We start from the raw sequence: 20,630 nt of genomic DNA on the forward strand, positions 1-20,630 counted from the left end.
CTCCGCGAGCAAAGCCACGAGCACCGCCACAAGAGCAGCCACACGCGTGCAGCCTGCCCCTGCCGCCGAGACTTGGAGACTGGACGTGCCCCGTCAGGTGTTCCTCTACGACCCGCCGGACCGCTTCGTGGCCGGCACGGTCGGCCTTCCGGGACGCCGTACGTTCTTCCTGCAGGCATCGTCCGGCCCCCGCGTCACCAGCGTCTCCCTGGAGAAGACCCAGGTCGCGGCGCTGGCCGAGCGGATGGACGAGCTGCTGGACGAGGTCGTACGGCGCACCGGGGGCAATGCCCCGGTCCCGGCCGTCGCCCCCGCCGAGGCCACCGACACCGCGCCGCTGGACGTCCCGGTCGACGAGGAGTTCCGCGTCGGCACCATGGCCCTGGCCTGGGACGGCGAGGAACAGCGGATGATCGTCGAGGCGCAGGCTCTGGTGGAACTCGACGCCGACTCGGAAGAGGATCTCGCCGAGGCGGAGGAGCGGCTGCTCCAGGACGAGGAGAACGGCCCGCCGATGCTGCGGGTCCGTCTCAGCGGCGCCCAGGCCCGGGCCTTCGCCAAGCGGGCCCTGGACGTGGTCAACGCCGGCCGGCCGCCGTGCCCGCTGTGCAGCCTGCCGCTGGATCCCGAGGGCCACGTGTGCCCGCGCCAGAACGGCTACCGGCGCCAGGCGTGACCGTCACGGGGGAACTTGAGGAACTGCTCGCCAAGGGCGAGCTCACCGTCGTCGGCCGGATCCGCGAGGCGTCCAACGCCGTGCTGCTGTGCACGGTGACGTACGGGGACGCCAGCGCCGACTGCGTGTACAAGCCGGTCAAGGGGGAGCGCCCGCTGTGGGACTTCCCGGACGGGAACCTCGCGCAGCGGGAGGTCGCCGCCTACCTGGTCTCCGAGGCCATGGGATGGGGCCTGGTGCCGCCGACCGTGCTGCGCGACGGGCCGTACGGCGAAGGCATGGTCCAGCAGTGGATCGAGTCCGCGCCCGCCGAGGACGGGCCGCAGGACGCCGCGGAGTCGGACGAGAGCGGCCTGCTGGCCCTCGTCGAGGGCGAGGAGGCGGGGGAGGGCTGGAAGCCGGTCGCCCTCGCCGACGTCGGGGAGGGCCGCACCGCGCTGCTCGTGCACGCCGACGACCCGCGGCTGCGCCGGCTCGCCGTCCTCGACGCCGTGATCAACAACGGCGACCGCAAGGGCGGCCACCTGCTGCCCGCGCCCGACGGGCGGCTCTACGGCATCGACCACGGGGTGACCTTCCACCGCGAGGACAAGCTGCGGACCCTGCTGTGGGGCTGGGCGGGCGAACCGCTGACCGACGAGGCGCGCGAGGTGCTGGCCGCCCTGGCCGCCCGGCTGGCCGAGGGGGAGCCGCTCGCCACCCGGCTGGCCGAACTGATCACACCGGTCGAGCTGGCCGCGGTACGGGCCCGCGTGGCCCATCTGCTGCGCACCGGGGTGCATCCGCAGCCGTCCGGGCAGTGGCCCGCGATCCCCTGGCCGCCGGTCTGAACCGGCCGGACCGGGCACGCACAGAATCGGCCAGATCGCAAGAGTGCCGATCAAGCCAACAGTGCAGGTCCGGTTCGTTTTCGGAACACGCGTCCGGTTAGGCTCGAGACATGCATGCCTGGCCCGCTTCTGAGGTCCCCGCCCTGCCTGGCAAGGGCCGCGACCTCCAGATCCACGACACCGCGACCCAGGGGACGATCACCCTCGCCCCCGGTCCCGTCGCCCGTATCTACGTCTGCGGCATCACTCCGTACGACGCGACCCACATCGGTCACGCGGCGACCTACAACGCGTTCGACCTCGTCCAACGCGTGTGGCTCGACACCAAGCGGCAGGTTCACTACGTCCAGAACGTGACGGACGTGGACGATCCGCTGCTGGAGCGGGCGCTGCGCGACAACCTGGACTGGACCGAGCTCGCGGAGCGCGAGACGGCCCTCTTCCGCGAGGACATGACCGCCCTGCGGATGCTGCCCCCGCAGCAGTACATCGGCGCCGTCGAGGCCATACCGGGCATCGTGCCGCTGGTGGAGCGGCTGCGGGACGCCGGCGCGGCGTACGAGCTGGACGGCGACGTCTACTTCTCGGTCGAGTCCGACGAGCACTTCGGCAAGGTCTCCAACCTGGACGCCGAGGCGATGCGGCTGCTGTCCGCGGAGCGCGGCGGCGACCCGGAGCGCCCGGGGAAGAAGAACCCGCTGGACCCGATGCTGTGGATGGCGGCGCGTCCGGGCGAGCCGAGCTGGGAAGGCGCCACCCTGGGCCGCGGCCGGCCCGGCTGGCACATCGAGTGCGTCGCCATCGCCCTGGACCACCTGGGCATGGGCTTCGACATCCAGGGCGGCGGCTCCGACCTGGCGTTCCCGCACCACGAGATGGGCGCCTCGCACGCGCAGGTGCTGACGGGCGAGTTCCCGATGGCCAAGGCGTACGTGCACGCGGGCATGGTCGCGCTGCACGGCGAGAAGATGTCGAAGTCGAAGGGCAACCTGGTCTTCGTCTCCGCGCTGCGGCGCGCCGGGGTGGACCCGGCGGCGATCCGCCTCGCCCTGCTCTCGCACCACTACCGGGCCGACTGGGAGTGGACGGACGAGGTCCTCGCGCAGGCGGTGGCCCGCCTGGAGCGCTGGCGCGCGGCCGTGTCCCGGCCGGACGGCCTGCCGGCGGACGCGCTCGTCGAGGAGGTCCGCGAGGCGCTGGCTAACGATCTGGACGCCCCTGCCGCGCTGGCGGCGGTGGACCGCTGGGCGGACGCCCAGAACGCCTCCGACGGGGACGACGAGTCGGCGCCGGGCCTGGTCTCCCGGACGGTCGACGCCCTCCTGGGCGTGGCCCTGTAACCCCCGCAGCCGAAGCCGCCGATGCCCCCTGTCCTTCCGGGCAGGGGGCATCGGCGTGTTCCGGGCCGGCCGGCTACGCCTCCGGAGGCGTGTCCTCCTCGTCCGGGGACGGCGGCTCCTCACCCGAGGGGTCCGGCTTGCGCTTCGGGGGGCGGGTCAGGCCGCTGCTCGTGTCGCGGAGGTAGGAGCCGTCGCCCGGCTCGGCCGAGGGCCCCGCCGGGTCGCGGCGCCGCAGGTACCGCTCGAACTCCCGCGCGATGGCGTCTCCCGAGGCCTCCGGCAGGTCCGCCGTGTCCCGCGCCTCCTCCAGCGTCTGGACGTACTCCGCCACCTCGCTGTCCTCCGCCGCCAGTTGGTCCACGCCGAGCTGCCACGCCCGCGCGTCCTCCGGGAGTTCGCCCAGCGGGATCCGGATGTCGATCAGATCCTCCAGCCGGTTCAGCAGGGCCAGCGTCGCCTTCGGGTTCGGCGGCTGGGAGACGTAGTGCGGGACCGCCGCCCACAGGGACACCGCGGGCACCCCGGCGTGGGTGCAGGCCTCCTGCAGGACGCCCACGATCCCGGTCGGGCCCTCGTACTTCGTCTCCTCCAGGTCCATCGTGCGCGCCAGGTCCGGGTCCGAGGTGACCCCGCTGACCGGCACCGGCCGCGTGTGCGGGGTGTCCCCGAGCAGCGCCCCCAGGATCACGACCATCTCCACGCCCAGTTCGTGGGCGAAGCCCAGGATCTCGTTGCAGAACGACCGCCACCGCATGGACGGTTCGATGCCGCGCACGAGCACGAGGTCACGCGGCTTCGCGCCGCCGATCCGGACCACCGACAGCCTCGTCGTCGGCCACGTGATCTTCCGTACCCCGTTGTCCAGCCACACCGTCGGCCGGTTGACCTGGAAGTCGTAGTAGTCCTCGGCGTCCAGCGCCGCGAAGACCTCGCCCTTCCACTCCCGGTCCAGGTGCGCGACCGCACCGGAGGCCGCGTCACCCGCGTCGTTCCAGCCCTCGAACGCGGCCACCATGACCGGGTCGATCAGCTCGGGCACGCCCTCAAGCTCGATCACCCAGGTCTCCTTCCGAAGTTCCCTTGCGTACGTGGGTCAGCCTAAGCCTTGAGGGGACACCGGCCACAGCCCACGACAGAGGGGCGGTTCCCCTCGGAACCGCCCCTCTTCCCCACCTGCGTACGAGCTATGCCTTGCGGCGCAGCATCTCCTCGACCCGCGCGCGCACGGAGTCGTCGTCCAGGCCGCGGACCGTCACCGTGGTGCGGCGGCGCAGCACGTCGTCGACCGTCTCGGCCCACTCGTTGTCGCGGGCGTAGGCGACCTGCGCCCAGATCTCCGGGCCGTCCGGGTGGATCCGCTCGGCCAGCGCCGGGTCCTCGTTCGCGAGGCGCGCGATGTCGAAGGCCAGCGAGCCGTAGTGCGAGGCCAGGTGGCGGGCGGTGAGCGGGTCCATCCGCGTGCCGGGCTCGCGGTCCACCAGCAGGCGGTGCGCGACGGCGTTCGGGTTGGCGACACCGGGCAGCGGCACCCGGCGTACGAGCGACTTCACCGGCTCCATGTCGTCGGTGAGCGGGCTGCCGGGCAGCTTGGCCAGCTTGTCCATGACGACGCGGCCGATGTGCCGGTACGTCGTCCACTTGCCGCCGGCCACCGACAGCATGCCGCCGGCGCCCTCGGAGACGACGGTCTCGCGCTTGGCCTTCTCGACGCCGCCGGGGCCACCGGGCAGCACCCGCAGGCCGGCGAAGGCGTACGTCATCAGCGAGCGGTCGAGGTCGGCGTCCTTCACCGAGAATGCGGCCTCGTCCAGGATCTGCTGGATGTCGGACTCGGTGGCGCGCACGTCCGCCGGGTCGCCCTCGTACTTCTCGTCGGTGGTGCCGAGCAGCAGCTGGTCCTCCCACGGGAGGGCGAAGGTGATGCGGTACTTGTCGATCGGGGTGGCCATGGCGGCCTTCCACGGCGACTTGCGCTTCATGACGATGTGCGCGCCCTTGGAGAGGCGGATCGACGGCATCGAGTGCTTGTCTTCCATGCGCCGCAGGTGGTCCACCCACGGGCCGGTGGCGTTGAGCACGACGCGTGCGTCGACGCCGAACTCGGTGCCGTCGAGGCGGTCCTTGAGCTCGGCACCGCTGACCCGGCCGCGCGTCATGCGCAGGCCGGTGACCTCGGCGTGGTTCAGGACGACGGCGCCCGACTCGACGGCCGCGCGGACCGTCATGACGGCGACGCGGGAGTCGTTCATCTGGTGGTCGTAGTAGACCGCGACGGCCTTGAGGTTGTCCGTCTTCAGGCCCGGGTTGTCGGCGGCGGCACGGGCCGGGGATATGACCTTGCCCATGCCGTCGCCGAAGGCCGAGAGGGCGGAGTAGGCGAAGACGCCCGCGCCCAGCTTGGCCGCACCCACCGGTCCGCCCTTGTAGACCGGCAGGTAGAAGGTGAGCGGGTTGACCAGGTGCGGGGCCACGTCCTTGGCCAGCACCCGACGCTCGTGGTGGTTCTCGGCGACCAGCTTGACCGCGCCGGTCTGCAGGTAGCGCAGACCGCCGTGGACGAGCTTGGAGGAGGCCGAGGAGGTGGCGCCGGCGAAGTCGCCGGCGTCCACCATGGCAACCCGCAGACCCGACTGCGCGGCGTGCCAGGCCACCGAGGTGCCCAGGATTCCACCGCCGATGACCAGCAGGTCGTACGTGGCCTTGGCCAGCTGCTCACGGGTCTCGGCGCGGCTCGCGTTCGAACCGGCGGTCGGGTGCGTACCCAGGGTGGGGACGCTCTGCAGGCTGCTCATATCTCTTAGCTCCTCGTCGATTGACTCAGCTGGTGCGTCAGCTGGCGTCTTCGTCGTCGATCCAGCCCATGGACCGCTCGACGGCCTTGAGCCAGCTCTTGTACTCGCGGTCGCGCTGCTCGGCGGGCATCCGCGGGGTCCACTCCGCCGCGCGGCGCCAGTTGGCGCGCAGGGCGTCGGTGTCGGGCCAGAAGCCGACGGCCAGGCCGGCGGCGTAGGCGGCGCCGAGGCAGGTGGTCTCCGCGACCATGGGACGGACCACGGGGGCGTCCACGAAGTCGGAGAGGGTCTGCATCAGCAGGTTGTTGGAGGTCATGCCGCCGTCGACCTTGAGGGCCGCGAGCTCGACGCCCGAGTCCTTGGTCATGGCGTCGGTGATCTCGCGGGTCTGCCAGGCGGTGGCCTCCAGGACGGCACGGGCGATGTGCGCCTTGGTGACGTACCGGGTGAGGCCGGCGATCACACCGCGGGCGTCGGAGCGCCAGTACGGGGCGAACAGGCCGGAGAAGGCCGGCACGAAGTAGGCGCCGCCGTTGTCGTCGACCGAGAGCGCGAGGGTCTCGATCTCGGCCGCGGTCTTGATCATGCCCATCTGGTCGCGCATCCACTGGACGAGCGAGCCGGTGACGGCGATGGAGCCCTCCAGGGCGTAGACCGGCTTCTGGTCGCCGATCTTGTAGCCGACCGTGGTCAGCAGGCCGCTGTAGGAGTTGATGACCTTGTCGCCGGTGTTCATCAGCATGAACGTGCCGGTGCCGTACGTGGACTTGGCCTCGCCCTCGGCGAAACAGGTCTGGCCGAAGAGCGCGGCCTGCTGGTCACCGAGCGCCGAGGCGACCGGGACACCGGCGAGGACGCCGTCCTTGACGTGGCCGTAGACCTCGGCGGAGGACTTGATCTCGGGGAGGATGTCGAGCGGCACCTCCATGGACTCCGCGATCTTGGGGTCCCACTCCAGGCTGTGCAGGTTCATCAGCATGGTGCGCGAGGCGTTGGTGACGTCCGTGACGTGCACACCGCCCTGGGCGCCACCGGTGAGGTTCCAGATGACCCACGAGTCCATGGTGCCGAAGAGGATGTCGCCGGCCTCGGCGCGCTCGCGCAGGCCCTCGACGTTGTCGAGCAGCCAGCGGGCCTTCGGACCGGCGAAGTAGCTCGCCAGCGGCAGGCCGGTCTCGCGGCGGAAACGGTCCTGGCCGACGTTGCGGCCGAGCTCCTTGCACAGGGCGTCGGTGCGGGTGTCCTGCCAGACCAGCGCGTTGTGTACCGGCTCGCCGGTGTTCTTGTCCCACAGGACGGTGGTCTCGCGCTGGTTGGTGATGCCGACGGCCTTGACGTCCGCCGCGGTGATCTCGGCCTTGGCGATGGCCCCGGCGACGACCTCCTGGACGTTGGTCCAGATCTCGGTGGCGTCGTGCTCGACCCAGCCCGGCTTCGGGAAGATCTGCTCGTGCTCCTTCTGGTCGACGGCGACGATGCGGCCGTCGCGGTCGAAGACGATGCAGCGGGAAGAGGTGGTGCCCTGGTCGATCGCGGCGATGAAGGGGCCGGTGCTGCTGGTCATGTGGCTGCTCCTGGCAGGTCTCTGAGTAGGCGAATCAGGGGGCGGTGCGGATCTTGCGATACGTGCCGATGCTGATCAGGCGAACGCGATGTTGTACAGACCACCGGCGAGGGCGGCACCGACGAGCGGGCCGACCACCGGGATCCAGGAGTATCCCCAGTCGGAGCCGCCCTTGTTGGGGAGCGGCAGCAGGGCGTGGACGATGCGCGGACCGAGGTCGCGGACCGGGTTGATGGCGTAGCCGGTCGGGCCGCCGAGCGAGAGGCCGATGCCGACGACGACGAAGGAGGTGATCAGGACGCCGATGACGCCGAGGCCCTTGCCGCCGTCCTGGAGGCCCTGGGTCAGGATCGCCAGGACCAGGACGGCCGTGCCGATGATCTCGGTCACGAGGTTCTGGACTATGTTGCGGATCTCGGGGCCGGTGGAGAAGACACCGAGCACCGGGCCGGCCTGGTCGTGCGGGTGCGGGTCCTCGGGGCCGAGCTTGGCGTCCTTGATGTGCTCCGGGTCGGAGAGGTGCACCCGGAACTGTCCGTAGTACGTGATCCACATCAGGACCGCGCCGAGCATGGCGCCGAGGAGCTGTCCGGCGAAGTAGACCGGAGTGTTGCTCCAGTCGCCGTCCTTGATGGCCAGGCCGACGGTGACCGCCGGGTTGAGGTGCGCACCGGAGAGCGGGGCGGACACGTAGGCGGCGATCAGAACGGCGAAACCCCAGCCGAACGTGATGGCGAGCCATCCTGCGTTCCGGGCCTTGGAGCTCTTGAGTGTCACGGCGGCGCAGACGCCACCGCCGAGCAGTGTGAGCAGGGCGGTACCGATGGTCTCGCCGATGAAGATGTCGGAGGTGGACACCCGCGACTCCTTTGCCTTGCAGGGGTGGGCGGACACCGGGTCCCGTCCGGTGGTCCGCGCACTCGGTGAGTGCTTCACCGGTCCTTGGCCTTGCCACACCCTAACGCGTATTGCCGGTAGGTGTTCGACAATGCCGACCGATGAACGGCAGTTTTCCGCCCAAGTGAAGAACGCGTCAAGGGTCGGCCAGGCCAAAGTGTCGGATCGTTACCACTAGGTGCGATCAGCCAAACCCGGCCATCAGATGGCCGGGATATGGCGAAAAGAGGGCAGAAAGCGGCCAGGCAGTGGCTGAAAATCGCCGGAAGGGGCCTAGAACCGGCCCGCGCCGAGGTCGCGTGAAACAGCGCGCGCACAGTCCCGTACGGACGCCACGAGGCTCGCCCGGGGCTCCCCGGACTCCCCGCACACCCGCTCCACGGCCCCCGCGACCGCCACCGCGCCCACCGGCATCCGGCGCCGGTCGTGGATCGGCGCCGCCACCGAGGCGATGCCGTCCCAGGTCTCCTCGATGTCCGCGGCCCAGCCGCGCGCCCGGGTCAGGTCGAGGATCTCCTCGAAGCCCGCGCCGTCGACGACCGTCCGGGGCGTGAACGCCTCGCGCTCCGCCTCCAGAGCCTCGCCGTGGGCGACCGGGTCGTACGCCGACAGGACCTTGCCCAGGGCCGTCGAGTGCAGCGGCTGCATCGCGCCCACCTCCAGCACCTGACGGCTGTCGTCCGGACGGAACACGTGGTGCATGATCAGCACCCCGCTCTGGTGGAGTACGCCCACGTAGACGCTCTCGCCGCTCGCGCGGGCCAGATCATCCGTCCAGACCAGCGCACGGGCCCGCAGCTCGTGCACGTCCAGATAGCTGTTGCCCAGGCGCAGCAGCTCCGCGCCCAGCTGGTACCGGCCCGAGGCGGGGTCTTGCTCCACGAAGCCCTCGGCCTGCAGCGTGCGCAGGATCCCGTGGGCCGTGCCCTTGGCCAGGCCCAGGGAACTGGCCACGTCCGAGAGGCCCAGCCGGCGCTCGCCGCCCGCCAGGAGTCGCAGCATCGCAGCGGCTCGTTCGAGCGACTGGATGTTCCGTGCCATCGCGCAGCCTCCTGCTGACGTAGTTCGACAATGCTGAACAGTATCGGTCGATGTCGACCTTGTGCATGGTTGGGCAACTGTTCAGGCCTCCGTCGACCAGGACACCCCTGGCAGACCCCCGCGCACAGAATGCAGTCCGCCACGTGGGACGCCCCCACCGGGGTTGGTGCCGCGCGGTTACCCTGACCGCGTGCACCCTTGACACAGCAAGGGTGCAAAGCCGACAGCCGTCGCATCCCAGGGAGCTCAACCATGGCCTCGTTGCCGAACCCGCCCGCTGACACCCAGACCAGGGCCGACGCCCTCCGAGAGGCGCTCGCGACCCGCGTGGTCGTCGCCGACGGAGCCATGGGAACGATGCTCCAGGCGCAGGACCCCTCGATGGAGGACTTCCAGCAGCTGGAGGGCTGCAACGAGGTCCTCAACGTCACCCGCCCCGACATCGTGCGCACGGTGCACGACGCGTACTTCGCGGTGGGCGTGGACTGCGTCGAGACCAACACCTTCGGTGCGAACTTCGCGGCACTCGCCGAGTACGACATCCCCGAACGCAATTTCGAGCTGTCGGAGTCCGGCGCCCGGATCGCCCGCGAGGTCGCCGACGAGTACACCGCGAAGAGCGGGCAGCAGCGCTGGGTCCTCGGCTCCATGGGCCCCGGCACCAAGCTGCCCACCCTCGGACACATCGGCTACGCGACGATCCGCGACGCCTACCAGGTCAACGCCGAGGGCCTGATCTCCGGCGGGGCCGACGCCCTGCTCGTCGAGACCACCCAGGACCTCCTGCAGACCAAGTCCTCCGTCATCGGCGCCCGGCGCGCGATGGAGGCGCTCGGCGTCTCCGTCCCGCTGATCTGCTCCGTGACCGTCGAGACCACCGGCACCATGCTGCTGGGCTCCGAGATCGGCGCCGCGCTCACCGCGCTGGAGCCGCTCGGCATCGACATGATCGGCCTGAACTGCGCCACCGGCCCCGCCGAGATGAGCGAGCACCTGCGCTACCTGGCGCGGCACTCGCGCATCCCGCTCTCCTGCATGCCGAACGCCGGCCTGCCCGTCCTCGGCAAGAACGGCGCCCACTACCCGCTGTCCGCCCCGGAGCTCGCCGACGCCCAGGAGACCTTCGTCCGCGAGTACGGGCTCTCCCTCGTCGGCGGCTGCTGCGGTACGACCCCGGAGCACCTGCGCCAGGTCGTCGAGCGGGTCCGCGCCCTGAGCCCGGCCGTCCGCGAGCCCCGGCCGGAGCCCGGCGCGTCCTCCCTCTACCAGACGGTCCCGTTCCGCCAGGACACCGCGTACATGGCGATCGGCGAGCGGACGAACGCGAACGGGTCGAAGAAGTTCCGCGAGGCCATGCTCGAGGCCCGCTGGGACGACTGCGTCGAGATGGCCCGCGACCAGATCCGCGAGGGCGCGCACATGCTCGACCTCTGCGTGGACTACGTGGGCCGCGACGGCGTCGCCGACATGAAGGAGCTCGCCGGCCGGTTCGCGACGGCCTCGACGCTGCCGATCGTCCTGGACTCCACCGAGGTTCCCGTTCTCCAGGCCGGCCTGGAGAAGCTCGGCGGCCGCGCCGTCATCAACTCCGTCAACTACGAGGACGGCGACGGCCCGGAGTCCCGTTTCGCCAAGGTCACCCGGCTGGCCCAGGAGCACGGCGCCGCGCTGATCGCGCTCACCATCGACGAGGAGGGCCAGGCCCGCACCGCCGAGCACAAGGTCGCCATCGCCGAACGGCTGATCGACGACCTGACCGGCAACTGGGGCATCAACGAGTCGGACATCCTCATCGACACCCTGACCTTCACGATCTGCACCGGTCAGGAGGAGTCCCGGGGCGACGGCACCGCCACGATCGAGGCGATCCGCGAGCTCAAGCGCCGCCACCCCGACGTCCAGACCACGCTCGGCCTGTCGAACATCTCCTTCGGCCTGAACCCGGCCGCCCGCGTGCTGCTGAACTCGGTCTTCCTCGACGAGTGCGTCAAGGCGGGCCTGGACTCGGCGATCGTCCACGCATCGAAGATCCTGCCCATCGCCCGGTTCGACGACGAGCAGGTCGGCACCGCCCTCGACCTGATCTACGACCGCCGCGCCGAGGGCTACGACCCGCTGCAGAAGCTGATGGCCCTCTTCGAGGGCGTCAACACCAAGTCGCTGAAGGCCGGCCGCGCAGAGGAGCTCATGGCGCTGCCCCTCGACGAGCGGCTCCAGCGCCGGATCATCGACGGTGAGAAGAACGGCCTGGAGGCCGACCTCGACGAGGCCCTGCAGACCCGTCCGGCCCTGGACATCGTCAACGACACCCTGCTGGAGGGCATGAAGGTCGTCGGTGAACTGTTCGGCTCCGGCCAGATGCAGCTGCCGTTCGTCCTGCAGTCCGCCGAGGTCATGAAGACGGCGGTCGCCTTCCTCGAACCGCACATGGAGAAGACCGACGACGAGGGCAAGGGCACCATCGTCCTCGCCACCGTCCGCGGAGACGTCCACGACATCGGCAAGAACCTCGTCGACATCATCCTCACCAACAACGGGTACAACGTCGTCAACATCGGCATCAAGCAGCCGGTCTCCGCGATCCTGGAGGCCGCGCAGGAGCACAAGGCCGACGTCATCGGCATGTCCGGCCTGCTCGTGAAGTCGACCGTGATCATGAAGGAGAACCTGGAGGAGCTCAACCAGCGCAAGCTGGCGGCCGACTACCCGGTCATCCTCGGCGGTGCCGCCCTGACCCGCGCCTACGTCGAACAGGACCTCCACGAGATCTACGAGGGCGAAGTCCGCTACGCCCGCGACGCCTTCGAGGGCCTGCGCCTGATGGACGCCCTGATCGCCGTCAAGCGCGGCGTGCCGGGGGCCTCCCTGCCCGAGCTGAAGCAGCGCCGGGTGGCCAAGCGGCCCACTGCGGCCCTCCAGGCCGAGGAGCCCGAGGAGCCGGGCGGCCGCTCCGACGTCGCGATCGACAACCCGGTCCCGACCCCGCCGTTCTGGGGCACCCGCGTCGTCAAGGGCATCCCGCTCAAGGACTACGCCTCCTGGCTCGACGAGGGCGCCCTGTTCAAGGGCCAGTGGGGCCTCAAGCAGGCCCGCGCCGGCGGGGCCACGTACGAGGAGCTCGTCGAGAGCGAGGGCCGGCCGCGGCTGCGCGGCCTCCTCGACAAGCTCCACACCGAGAACCTGCTCGAGGCCGCGGTGGTCTACGGGTACTTCCCCTGCGTGTCCAAGGGCGAGGACCTGATCATCCTCGACGACGACGGGAACGAGCGGACCCGCTTCACCTTCCCGCGCCAGCGCCGCGGCCGCCGCCTGTGCCTCGCCGACTTCTTCCGCCCGGAGGAGTCCGGCGAGACGGACGTCGTCGGCCTCCAGGTCGTCACGGTCGGCTCGAAGATCGGCGAGGCCACGGCCAAGCTGTTCGAGTCCGACTCCTACCGCGAGTACCTGGAGCTGCACGGCCTGTCGGTGCAGCTCGCCGAGGCCATGGCCGAGTACTGGCACGCCCGCGTCCGCGCCGAACTGGGCTTCGGCGGCGAGGACCCGGCCGCAGTGGAGGACATGTTCGACCTGAAGTACCGCGGTGCCCGCTTCTCGCTCGGCTACGGAGCCTGCCCCGACCTGGAGGACCGCGCCAAGATCGCCGACCTCCTCCAGCCGGAGCGGATCGGCGTCCACCTCTCCGAGGAATTCCAGCTCCACCCGGAGCAGTCCACCGACGCGATCGTCATCCACCACCCCGAAGCGAAGTATTTCAACGCACGTTGACGCGGACCGACGTACACTTGTCGGTCCCATACAGGCCGGTCGCCTGTTCCCCGGGGGAATGCCCCATGGGGAAGAGGTGACCGGCCTTCTCATCCCCCGAGAGAGGTGTGCCGGATGACCAGCACCGTTCCCGCGCCCGTCGCCCGTACGGCCGACGGGCATGCCCTGCAGGCGGTGCTGCTCGACATGGACGGCACCCTCGTCGACACCGAGGGTTTCTGGTGGGAGATCGAGGTGGACGTCTTCGGCGAGCTCGGCCACCGCCTCGACGAGGCGTGGCGCGACATCGTCGTCGGCGGGCCCATGACCCGCAGCGCCGCCTTCCTCATCGAGTCCACCGGCGCCGCCATCACCCTTTCGGAGCTGAGCGTTCTGCTCAACGAGCGCTTCGAGGCGCGGATCGCCGACCAGGTCCCGCTGATGCCGGGCGCCGAGCGGCTGCTCGCCGAGCTGGCCCGGCACAACGTGCCCACCGCCCTCGTCTCCGCCTCGCACCGCCGCGTCATCGACCGGGTGCTGCGCTCGCTGGGCCCCGAGCGGTTCGCGCTGAGCGTCGCCGGCGACGAGGTGACCCGTACCAAGCCGCACCCCGACCCGTACCTGCTGGCCGCCCGCACCCTCGGCGCCCACCCCTCGCGCTGCGCGGTCATCGAGGACACCGCGACCGGCGTCGCCTCCGCCGAGGCCGCCGGCTGCCGGGTCGTGGCCGTCCCCTCCGTCGGCGTCATCGCGCCCGCGCCCGGCCGCACCATCGTCCGCTCGCTGGAGGACGTCGACCTTCCGTTCCTGCGCTCCCTCATCACTCCGATGAACTGATCGCGTACGCTCAGTGCCGAACGGAACCCCCGCTGGATTGAGGTCCCGCGGAAGGATCTTCCGTTCCATGGCCCGGAGGCTGAAATTCCATCCTTTCCCTGGCGGTTGTCCCGGGTGACCTTTGTCACGCGCCAAGCCCCCCACGGACCTGTCCGGCAGCCCGGAAAGCTTCCCTTGTGTCCGGATTGATCAGCTCCTGACCGAATCTGCGGTGACTCCTACATGGACAGGCAGTCCGCACCCATCACCGTGCGATTACGCCCCAAGTCCTGCCAGTTCAAGCCATCCCGCCCCAGGCCACTAATGTCGACGCGGGCACTACGCCGCACCTCTGCAGACCCGGACGCACACACCCATGTGCCGGGACCGCGTGGACCGATCGTCACAACACCGGCCCGATCGTTCCGCCCTGAACGGGCGACCGCCGCGAAGTGCCCTTTACGCCGCTTTGAGCAAGTGCCGGTCAAGGGAGTACTTCCAGCATGAACCGCAAGACCCTGGTGCTGACGGCTGCGGCCGGACTGCTCACCCCCGTGCTCGCCGCATGCGGCAGCACGAGCGGAGACGGAGCAGGATCCGGAGCGATCGTCGTCGGCACCACCGACCGGTTCGAGGCAGCCGAATACGCTCCCGCACCGTTCGACCCGGCCTACGCCTACGACGCCGGCGCCTGGAACGTCCTGCGGCAGACCGTCCAGACGCTGATGCACACCCCCCGCGGCGGCGGCCAGCCCGTCCCCGAAGCAGCCTCCGACTGCCGCTTCACCGACACCGGCAACGAGAGCTACCGCTGCACCCTGCGGCCCGACCTCAAGTTCGCCGACGGCACGCCGCTCACCGCGAAGGACGTCAAGTTCTCCATCGAGCGCGTCCTCGCCATCAAGGACGAGAACGGCCCCTCCTCGCTGCTCTCCACCGTCGACACCGTCGAGGTGAAGGCCGCCGACACCGTCGTCTTCCACCTGAAGACCCCGGACGCGACCTTCCCGCAGAAGCTCTCCACCCCCGCCGCCGGCATCGTGAGCGAGAAGAACTACGACGCCAAGAAGCTCCGCGAGGGCTTCGCCGTCGACGGCTCCGGCCCGTACACGATGAAGGCCGAGGTCAAGGACGGCCACCTCGTCCGCGCCGTCTTCAGCAAGAACCCGCACTACAAGGGCGACCTGAAGCTGCAGAACGACAAGGTCGAACTGCGCACCTTCAACGACTCCGCGGCCATGGGCAAGGCACTGACCGCCGGGTCCATCCAGATGGTCTCCCGCACCCTGTCGCCGGCCCAGATCACCGAGTTCGCCGCCAAGCCGCCCAAGGGCGTCAAGCTGGTCCCGATGCCCGGCCTGGAGATCCGCTACATCGGCTTCAACACCGAGGCCCCGGCCGTCAAGGACAAGGCCGTACGCCAGGCCCTCGCCGCCGCCGTCGACCGCAACGCGATCATCGACAAGGTGTACGGCAAGTCCGCGCAGCCCCTGTACTCACTGGTCCCCACCACCCTGACGGGCCACGTCAACTCCTTCTTCAACAAGTACGGCGAAGCCAACACCGCGAAGGCCGCCGACCTGCTGAAGAGCGCCGGGATCAAGACCCCGGTCAAGCTGACGCTGAACTACACCAAGGACCACTACGGCGACGGCACGGCCACCGAGTTCGAGACCCTCAAGACCCAGCTGAACTCCACCCAGCTGTTCGACGTCACCGTCCAGGGCTCCGACTGGTCCGACTTCCGGCCCGCGCAGAAGAAGGGCGACTACGCCGCCTACGGGCTCGGCTGGTTCCCCGACTACCCCGACGCCGACAACTTCCTCGCTCCCTTCCTCGAGCAGGACAACTTCCTGGGCACGCCGTACGCCAACGCCGCGGTGCGCACCAAGCTCATCCCCGACTCCCGGCGCGCCGTCGACCGCAACGTCGCCGTCCCCGCGATCACGGAGATGCAGGACATCGTCGCCGAGGACGTGCCCGTCCTGCCGCTCTGGCAGGGCAAGCAGTACGTCGCCGCACGCGACGGGATCACCGGAGTGGAGTGGTCGGTCAACGCCATCTCCGACCTCCAGCTGTGGGAGCTCGGCCGCGGTGTCAGCGGCTGAGAAACCGGCAGTAAGCGGCAGCAACCGGCGGCGGGTGTCGCAGGCCGGCGGAACGAAACAGTGAGACTGTGAAGGACGTTCGCGTGAATCGACGTAACCAGTGGTTGGCGGCCCCGCTCGGCGCAGCCACCGCCGCCGCGCTGCTCAGCGGTTGCGGTTCGACCGGCACCCCCACCGCCGGCGGCGGCAAGGGTGTGGTCATGGGGATATCCGACAAGGTGAAGTCCACCGACCCCGCATCGGGTTATGACCCGGGGTCCTGGCTGCTCTTCAACAACGTCTTCCAGTCCCTGCTGAGCTTCCCCAAGGGCGGCACCACCCCCGAGCCCGACGCCGCCCAGGCCTGCAACTTCGAAGGCGGCGACAGCAAGCTCTACAAGTGCACCCTGCGCACAGGCCTGAAGTTCAGCAACGGCCACGCCCTCACCTCCAAGGACGTCAAGTTCTCCTTCGAGCGCACGCTGAAGATCAATGACGCCAACGGCCCCTCCGTGATGCTGTCGTCGATCGCCGGCATCGACACCCCCGACGAGAAGACCGTCGTCTTCCGCCTCAAGACGTCCGACGCGACCTTCCCCAGCAAGATCGCATCGGGCGCGGGCTCCATCGTCGACCACAGCGAGTACCCGGCCGACAAGCTCCGCGCCGACGGCAAGGCCGTCGGCTCCGGCGTCTACAAGCTGGACTCGATGAACGAGAAGAGCGCAAGCTTCTCCGTCAACGACTCCTACAGCGGCAAGGCCAAGGCCAAGAACACCGGCGTCACCCTCAAGTTCTTCAACGAGGACCAGGCCGCCCTCAAGAAGGTCCTGGAAAGCGGCGAGGTCGACTTCGCCTTCCGCGGCCTCGCCGCCAAGGACATCGCGAGCATGTCCTCCACCAAGACCGGGGACCACAAGGTCGAGGTCGTCCAGGGCACCGGCGCCGAAGTCGAGCACCTCGTCTTCAACATGAACGACCCGGTCGCCGGAAAGCTCCCCATCCGCAAGGCCATCGCCTACCTCGTCGACCGCGAAGCGCTCGTCAAGGACGTCTACGACGGCACCGCGACCGCGCTGTACTCGATCGTCCCGGCCGGCATCGGCTCCCACAACACCGCCTTCTTCGACCGCTACGGCGGCAGCCCGCAGCCCAAGAAGGCCGAAGCCGTCCTGCGCGCCGCCGGCATCAAGGACAAGGTGAAGATCACCCTGTACTCGACGCCCACCCGCTACGGCCCCTCCACGGACCAGGAATTCCAGCTCATCGCCAAGCAGCTCAACGACAGCGGACTCTTCGAGGCCGACGTCAAGTCCGTCGAGTTCGGGCAGTACGAGAAGGACATCCAGGACGGCAAGTACGGCGTGTACGTGAAGGGCTGGGTCCCCGACTACCCGGACGCCGACAACTTCACGCAGCCGTTCTTCGGCCCGGACAACGTCCTGCGCAACAACTACGACAACAAGGAGATCACCGGGACCATCATCCCGTCGACCTCCACGAAGTCCGACCGCACCGCGGCCACCGTCGACTACAACCGCCTCCAGGACATCGTCGCCGACGAGGTCCCGATCCTCCCGCTCTGGCAGGGCAAGCAGTACGCCGTCACCCGCCAGAACGTGACGGGCCTGCAGTGGTCGCTGGACGCCTCCACCGTCTTCCGCTTCTGGGAGATCAGCAAGGGCTGACCCGTAGCCGGTACCGGTACGGCGAAGGGGCCGGCAGCCGCACGATGCGGCTGCCGGCCCCTTCGGCTGCTCCCGGCCGGCCCGGTCCCGCCCGGCGCGCTACTGCCCCGCGCCCGGCCGCACCAGACCGCTCTCGTACGCGTACACCGCCGCCTGGACCCGGTCGCGCAGCCCCAGCTTCGTCAGCACGTGCCCCACATGCGTCTTCACCGTCGTCTCGCTCACGAACAGGTCCGCCGCGATCTCCGCGTTCGACAGGCCCCGCGCCACCAGCTTCAGCACCTCGACCTCCCGCTCGGTCAGCCTCCCCAAGGTGTCCGGCACGCTGTCCTCGCCCGACGGCAAGTGGCCCGCGTACTTGTCCAGCAGCCGCCGCGTGATGCTCGGCGCCAGCATCGCCTCGCCGCCCGCCACCACCCGGATCGCCTGCACCAGCTCGACGGCCGGCGCATCCTTCAGCAGGAACCCGCTCGCCCCCGCCCGCAACGCCTCCACCACGTACTCGTCCAGATCGAACGTGGTCAGCACGAGCACCTTCGCCGGCCCGTCCCGGCCCGGACCGGTGATCTGCCGCGTCGCCTCCACCCCGTCCATCCGGGGCATCCGGATGTCCATCAGCACCACATCGGGCTGCAGCGCCCGCACCTGGTCCAGCGCCTGCAGACCGTCCCCGGCCTCCCCGACGACCGCCAGGTCCTGTTCGGCCTCCAGGATCATCCGGAAGCCGGTGCGCAGCAGCGGCTGGTCGTCGACCAGTAGGACGCGGATCGCCACAGGGGGTACCTCGAATTCGTACGGCGGCAACGACGGACGCCGCCCATTCTGCCCCGATCGGCCCGTCAGGATTCCTCGGGGCGGCCCGCCCCCGCCTCCGCCCCCGGCCTCGGGATGATCATCAGAGGATAGGCCGGGGGAGTCCCCCCGAACTCCGGACACACCGCCTGGTGATCACACCAGCCGCACAGCTTCGTCGGCCGCGGCCGCCAGTCACCCGTCTCCGTCGCCTCCTTGATCGCCTCCCACAGCGCCAGCAGCTTGCGCTCCACCCGCTCCAGATCCGCGATCACCGGGTCGTAGGTCAACACGTCCCCACTGCCCAGGTACACCAGCTGCAGCCGCCGCGGCACCACCTGCTTCAGCCGCCACACCACCAGCGCGTAGAACTTCATCTGGAACAGCGCACCCTCGGCATACTCCGGCCGCGGAGCCTTGCCCGTCTTGTAGTCGACGATCCGCACCTCGCCCGACGGAGCCACGTCCACCCGGTCGATGATCCCGCGCAGGCGCAGCCCCGACTCCAGCTCCGTCTCCACGAAGAACTCCCGCTCCACCGGCTCCAGCCGCGTCGGGTCCTCCAGCGTGAACCACCGCTCCACCAGCGCCTCGGCCTCCGTCAGCCAGCGCGCCAGCCCCGCCCCCTCGTCCCCCTCCGGGAACAGCTCCACCAGCTCCGGCTTCGACTCCAGCAGCCGGTCCCACTGCCCCGGAACCAACGCCTTCGCCCGCGGCGCCGTCCGCTCCTGCGCCGGATGATCGAACAACCTCTCCAGCACCGCATGCACCAGCGTGCCCCGCGTCGCCGCGGCACTCGGCTTCTCCGGCAGCTTGTCGATCACCCGGAACCGGTACAGCAGCGGGCACTGCATGAAATCGCTCGCCCGCGAAGGGGACAGCGAAGAAGGCGCCACAGCGCTCGGCGCTGCATCGGCATCGGCTGCGCCAGGAACCGGACCGGGGCTCGTCGTCATGGACAAAACCCTACGACCCGCCACCGACAGCGCGCGCATACCATCGACGCCGAGCCCCCTCGCACTGCATGATCGGAGCATCACACCGCGCCACCACGCACCCCGCCCCGCACCGACCGTGCACCTGAACCACACTGAAAGCACCGCCGGCCGCACCCCGCCGGACAGCACCGAACGAAGGACACCCGTGGCAGACACCGACGAAACCGGCGAGCGCGCGGCCAAGCGCCCCGGACCGGGCGGCGGCATCCTCATGGGCCGCCCCTTCGGCGTCCCCGTCTACGTCTCGCCCAGCTGGTTCCTCGTCGCCGCCCTCATCACCTGGGTCTTCGGCGACCAGCTCGACCGCGTCCTGCCCGACCTCGGCCCCGCCCGCTACCTCGTCTCCCTCTTCTTCGCCGTCGCCTTCTACGCCTCCGTCCTCGTCCACGAACTCGCCCACACCGTCGCCGCCCTCCGCTTCAAACTCCCCGTGCGACGCATCCAGCTCCAGTTCTTCGGCGGAGTCTCCGAGATCGAGAAGGAATCCGAGACCCCCGGCCGCGAATTCGTCCTCGCCTTCGTCGGCCCCCTGCTCTCCCTCCTCCTCGCCGGCGCCTTCTACGTCGGCATGGAACTCGTCGACCCCGCCAGCGTCCCCGGCGTCCTCCTCGCCGGCCTGATGATCTCCAACCTGCTCGTCGCCGCCTTCAACCTGCTCCCCGGCCTCCCCCTCGACGGCGGCCGCATGCTCCGCGCCGTCATCTGGGGCATCACCGGCAAACCCATGACCGGCACCGTCGCCGCCGCCTGGGTCGGCCGCGCCCTCGCCGTCGCCGTCCTCCTCGGCCTGCCGATGATCACCCACACCGGCGTCCTCGGCTCGGGCACCGGTGCCATCGAGTCGACCGGCATGAACACCGTCATGGACGCCCTGCTCGCCGCGATCCTCGCCGCCATCATCTGGACCGGCGCCGGAAACAGCCTGCGCATGGCCCGCCTGCGCGAACACCTCCCCGAACTCCGCGCCCGCACCCTCACCCGCCGCGCCGTCCCCGTCGAGCACACCACCCCCCTCTCCGAAGCCCTGCGCCGCGCCGTCGCAGCAGGCGCCCGCGCCATCGTCATCGTCGACGGCCACGGCGACCCCGTCTCCATCGTCCGCGAGACCGCCATCGCCTCCGTCCCCGAACACCGCCGCCCCTGGGTCGACGTCAGCACCCTCGCGCAAGAGCTCACCGACGGAATGAAGGTTTCCGCGGAACTCTCAGGCGAAGAACTCCTCGACCACCTCCGCGCCACCCCCGCCACCGAGTACCTCGTCCTCGAACCCGGCGGCGAGATCTACGGAGTCCTCTCCACCCTCGACGTCGAAAGGGCCTTCGTGAAGGCCATGGCGCGGCCCCAGTCCTGAAGCCAATACACTGG

Annotated in this window: 15 protein-coding genes; 8 read left to right on the forward strand and 7 right to left on the reverse strand. The window is 70.0% G+C overall.

Annotated elements, in window-relative coordinates:
- Window positions 1–85 precede the first annotated feature (85 nt).
- The 3 genes from OG299_RS30430 (at window position 86) to mshC (ending at window position 2,846) form a co-directional block, all read left to right on the forward strand.
- On the forward strand, window positions 86–676 hold the full coding sequence (locus OG299_RS30430; protein WP_266630776.1) for a DUF3090 domain-containing protein: 591 nt from the start codon (window positions 86–88) through the stop codon (window positions 674–676).
- Window positions 640–1,506: an SCO1664 family protein gene (locus tag OG299_RS30435; protein WP_266630778.1), complete on the forward strand. Its 867-nt coding sequence runs from the start codon at window positions 640–642 to the stop codon at window positions 1,504–1,506. The genes OG299_RS30430 and OG299_RS30435 overlap by 37 nt, the downstream gene beginning before the upstream one ends.
- Before the next feature lie 110 nt (window positions 1,507–1,616).
- Window positions 1,617–2,846, forward strand: a complete 1,230-nt coding sequence (gene mshC / locus OG299_RS30440) for a cysteine--1-D-myo-inosityl 2-amino-2-deoxy-alpha-D-glucopyranoside ligase (RefSeq protein ID WP_266630780.1) — start codon at window positions 1,617–1,619, stop codon at window positions 2,844–2,846.
- A 73-nt stretch (window positions 2,847–2,919) separates the two neighbouring features.
- Here mshC and OG299_RS30445 read toward each other — a convergent pair whose 3' ends face one another.
- From OG299_RS30445 to OG299_RS30465, 5 genes are all read right to left on the reverse strand, one after another.
- On the reverse strand, window positions 2,920–3,903 hold the full coding sequence (locus tag OG299_RS30445) for a PAC2 family protein (protein WP_266630781.1): 984 nt from the start codon (window positions 3,901–3,903) through the stop codon (window positions 2,920–2,922).
- Window positions 3,904–4,030: 127 nt separating this feature from the next.
- Window positions 4,031–5,638, reverse strand: coding sequence for a glycerol-3-phosphate dehydrogenase/oxidase (locus OG299_RS30450; RefSeq protein ID WP_266630783.1), 1,608 nt, complete (start codon window positions 5,636–5,638; stop codon window positions 4,031–4,033).
- 37 nt (window positions 5,639–5,675) lie between these two features.
- Window positions 5,676–7,202 carry a glycerol kinase GlpK gene (gene glpK, locus OG299_RS30455; protein ID WP_266630785.1) on the reverse strand — a complete coding sequence of 509 codons (1,527 nt, stop codon included), beginning with the start codon at window positions 7,200–7,202 and terminating at the stop codon, window positions 5,676–5,678.
- Window positions 7,203–7,277: 75 nt separating this feature from the next.
- A complete protein-coding gene (locus OG299_RS30460; protein WP_266630787.1) occupies window positions 7,278–8,060 on the reverse strand; it encodes an MIP/aquaporin family protein in 783 nt (260 codons plus the stop codon).
- 312 nt (window positions 8,061–8,372) lie between these two features.
- A complete protein-coding gene (locus tag OG299_RS30465) occupies window positions 8,373–9,140 on the reverse strand; it encodes an IclR family transcriptional regulator (protein WP_266630788.1) in 768 nt (255 codons plus the stop codon).
- A 252-nt stretch (window positions 9,141–9,392) separates the two neighbouring features.
- On the opposite strand from OG299_RS30465, the gene metH reads away from it, so the two are divergent.
- The 4 genes from metH (at window position 9,393) to OG299_RS30485 (ending at window position 17,475) form a co-directional block, all read left to right on the forward strand.
- Window positions 9,393–12,905, forward strand: coding sequence for a methionine synthase (gene metH / locus OG299_RS30470; RefSeq protein ID WP_327363200.1), 3,513 nt, complete (start codon window positions 9,393–9,395; stop codon window positions 12,903–12,905).
- 114 nt (window positions 12,906–13,019) lie between these two features.
- Window positions 13,020–13,721: an HAD family hydrolase gene (locus OG299_RS30475; RefSeq protein ID WP_266630792.1), complete on the forward strand. Its 702-nt coding sequence runs from the start codon at window positions 13,020–13,022 to the stop codon at window positions 13,719–13,721.
- Between the two features lie 482 nt (window positions 13,722–14,203).
- The gene (locus OG299_RS30480) at window positions 14,204–15,808 is read left to right on the forward strand and encodes an ABC transporter substrate-binding protein (RefSeq protein ID WP_327363201.1); all 1,605 of its coding nucleotides are present in this window, start codon (window positions 14,204–14,206) and stop codon (window positions 15,806–15,808) included.
- An 83-nt stretch (window positions 15,809–15,891) separates the two neighbouring features.
- Window positions 15,892–17,475, forward strand: a complete 1,584-nt coding sequence (locus tag OG299_RS30485; RefSeq protein ID WP_266630797.1) for an ABC transporter substrate-binding protein — start codon at window positions 15,892–15,894, stop codon at window positions 17,473–17,475.
- 99 nt (window positions 17,476–17,574) lie between these two features.
- Here OG299_RS30485 and OG299_RS30490 read toward each other — a convergent pair whose 3' ends face one another.
- Together OG299_RS30490 and OG299_RS30495 are read right to left on the reverse strand one after the other, a co-directional pair.
- Window positions 17,575–18,249 carry a response regulator gene (locus OG299_RS30490; RefSeq protein WP_327363202.1) on the reverse strand — a complete coding sequence of 225 codons (675 nt, stop codon included), beginning with the start codon at window positions 18,247–18,249 and terminating at the stop codon, window positions 17,575–17,577.
- 65 nt (window positions 18,250–18,314) lie between these two features.
- A complete protein-coding gene (locus tag OG299_RS30495) occupies window positions 18,315–19,223 on the reverse strand; it encodes a RecB family exonuclease (protein WP_266630801.1) in 909 nt (302 codons plus the stop codon).
- Between OG299_RS30495 and OG299_RS30500 the strand changes: the two genes are divergently transcribed.
- Entirely contained in the window at window positions 19,120–20,616 is a 1,497-nt protein-coding gene (locus tag OG299_RS30500) for a site-2 protease family protein (protein WP_266630803.1), read from the forward strand. The two genes, OG299_RS30495 and OG299_RS30500, sit on opposite strands and share 104 nt — an antisense overlap.
- Window positions 20,617–20,630 lie beyond the last annotated feature (14 nt).

Origin of the sequence: Streptomyces sp. NBC_01296 (assembly GCF_035984415.1) — a bacterium.
In the GTDB taxonomy this organism is placed as follows: domain Bacteria; phylum Actinomycetota; class Actinomycetes; order Streptomycetales; family Streptomycetaceae; genus Streptomyces.

What these genes read in the sequence shown, in the direction of transcription:
- mshC (WP_266630780.1), top strand. Translation starts at nt 1,617, where the DNA reads ATGCATGCCTGGCCCGCTTCTGAGGTCCCCGCCCTGCCTGGCAAGGGC.
- glpK (WP_266630785.1), bottom strand. Translation starts at nt 7,202, where the DNA reads ATGACCAGCAGCACCGGCCCCTTCATCGCCGCGATCGACCAGGGCACC.
- OG299_RS30495 (WP_266630801.1), bottom strand. Translation starts at nt 19,223, where the DNA reads ATGACGACGAGCCCCGGTCCGGTTCCTGGCGCAGCCGATGCCGATGCA.
- OG299_RS30475 (WP_266630792.1), top strand. Translation starts at nt 13,020, where the DNA reads ATGACCAGCACCGTTCCCGCGCCCGTCGCCCGTACGGCCGACGGGCAT.
- OG299_RS30450 (WP_266630783.1), bottom strand. Translation starts at nt 5,638, where the DNA reads ATGAGCAGCCTGCAGAGCGTCCCCACCCTGGGTACGCACCCGACCGCC.
- OG299_RS30465 (WP_266630788.1), bottom strand. Translation starts at nt 9,140, where the DNA reads ATGGCACGGAACATCCAGTCGCTCGAACGAGCCGCTGCGATGCTGCGA.
- OG299_RS30480 (WP_327363201.1), top strand. Translation starts at nt 14,204, where the DNA reads ATGAACCGCAAGACCCTGGTGCTGACGGCTGCGGCCGGACTGCTCACC.
- OG299_RS30500 (WP_266630803.1), top strand. Translation starts at nt 19,120, where the DNA reads ATGAAATCGCTCGCCCGCGAAGGGGACAGCGAAGAAGGCGCCACAGCG.
- metH (WP_327363200.1), top strand. Translation starts at nt 9,393, where the DNA reads ATGGCCTCGTTGCCGAACCCGCCCGCTGACACCCAGACCAGGGCCGAC.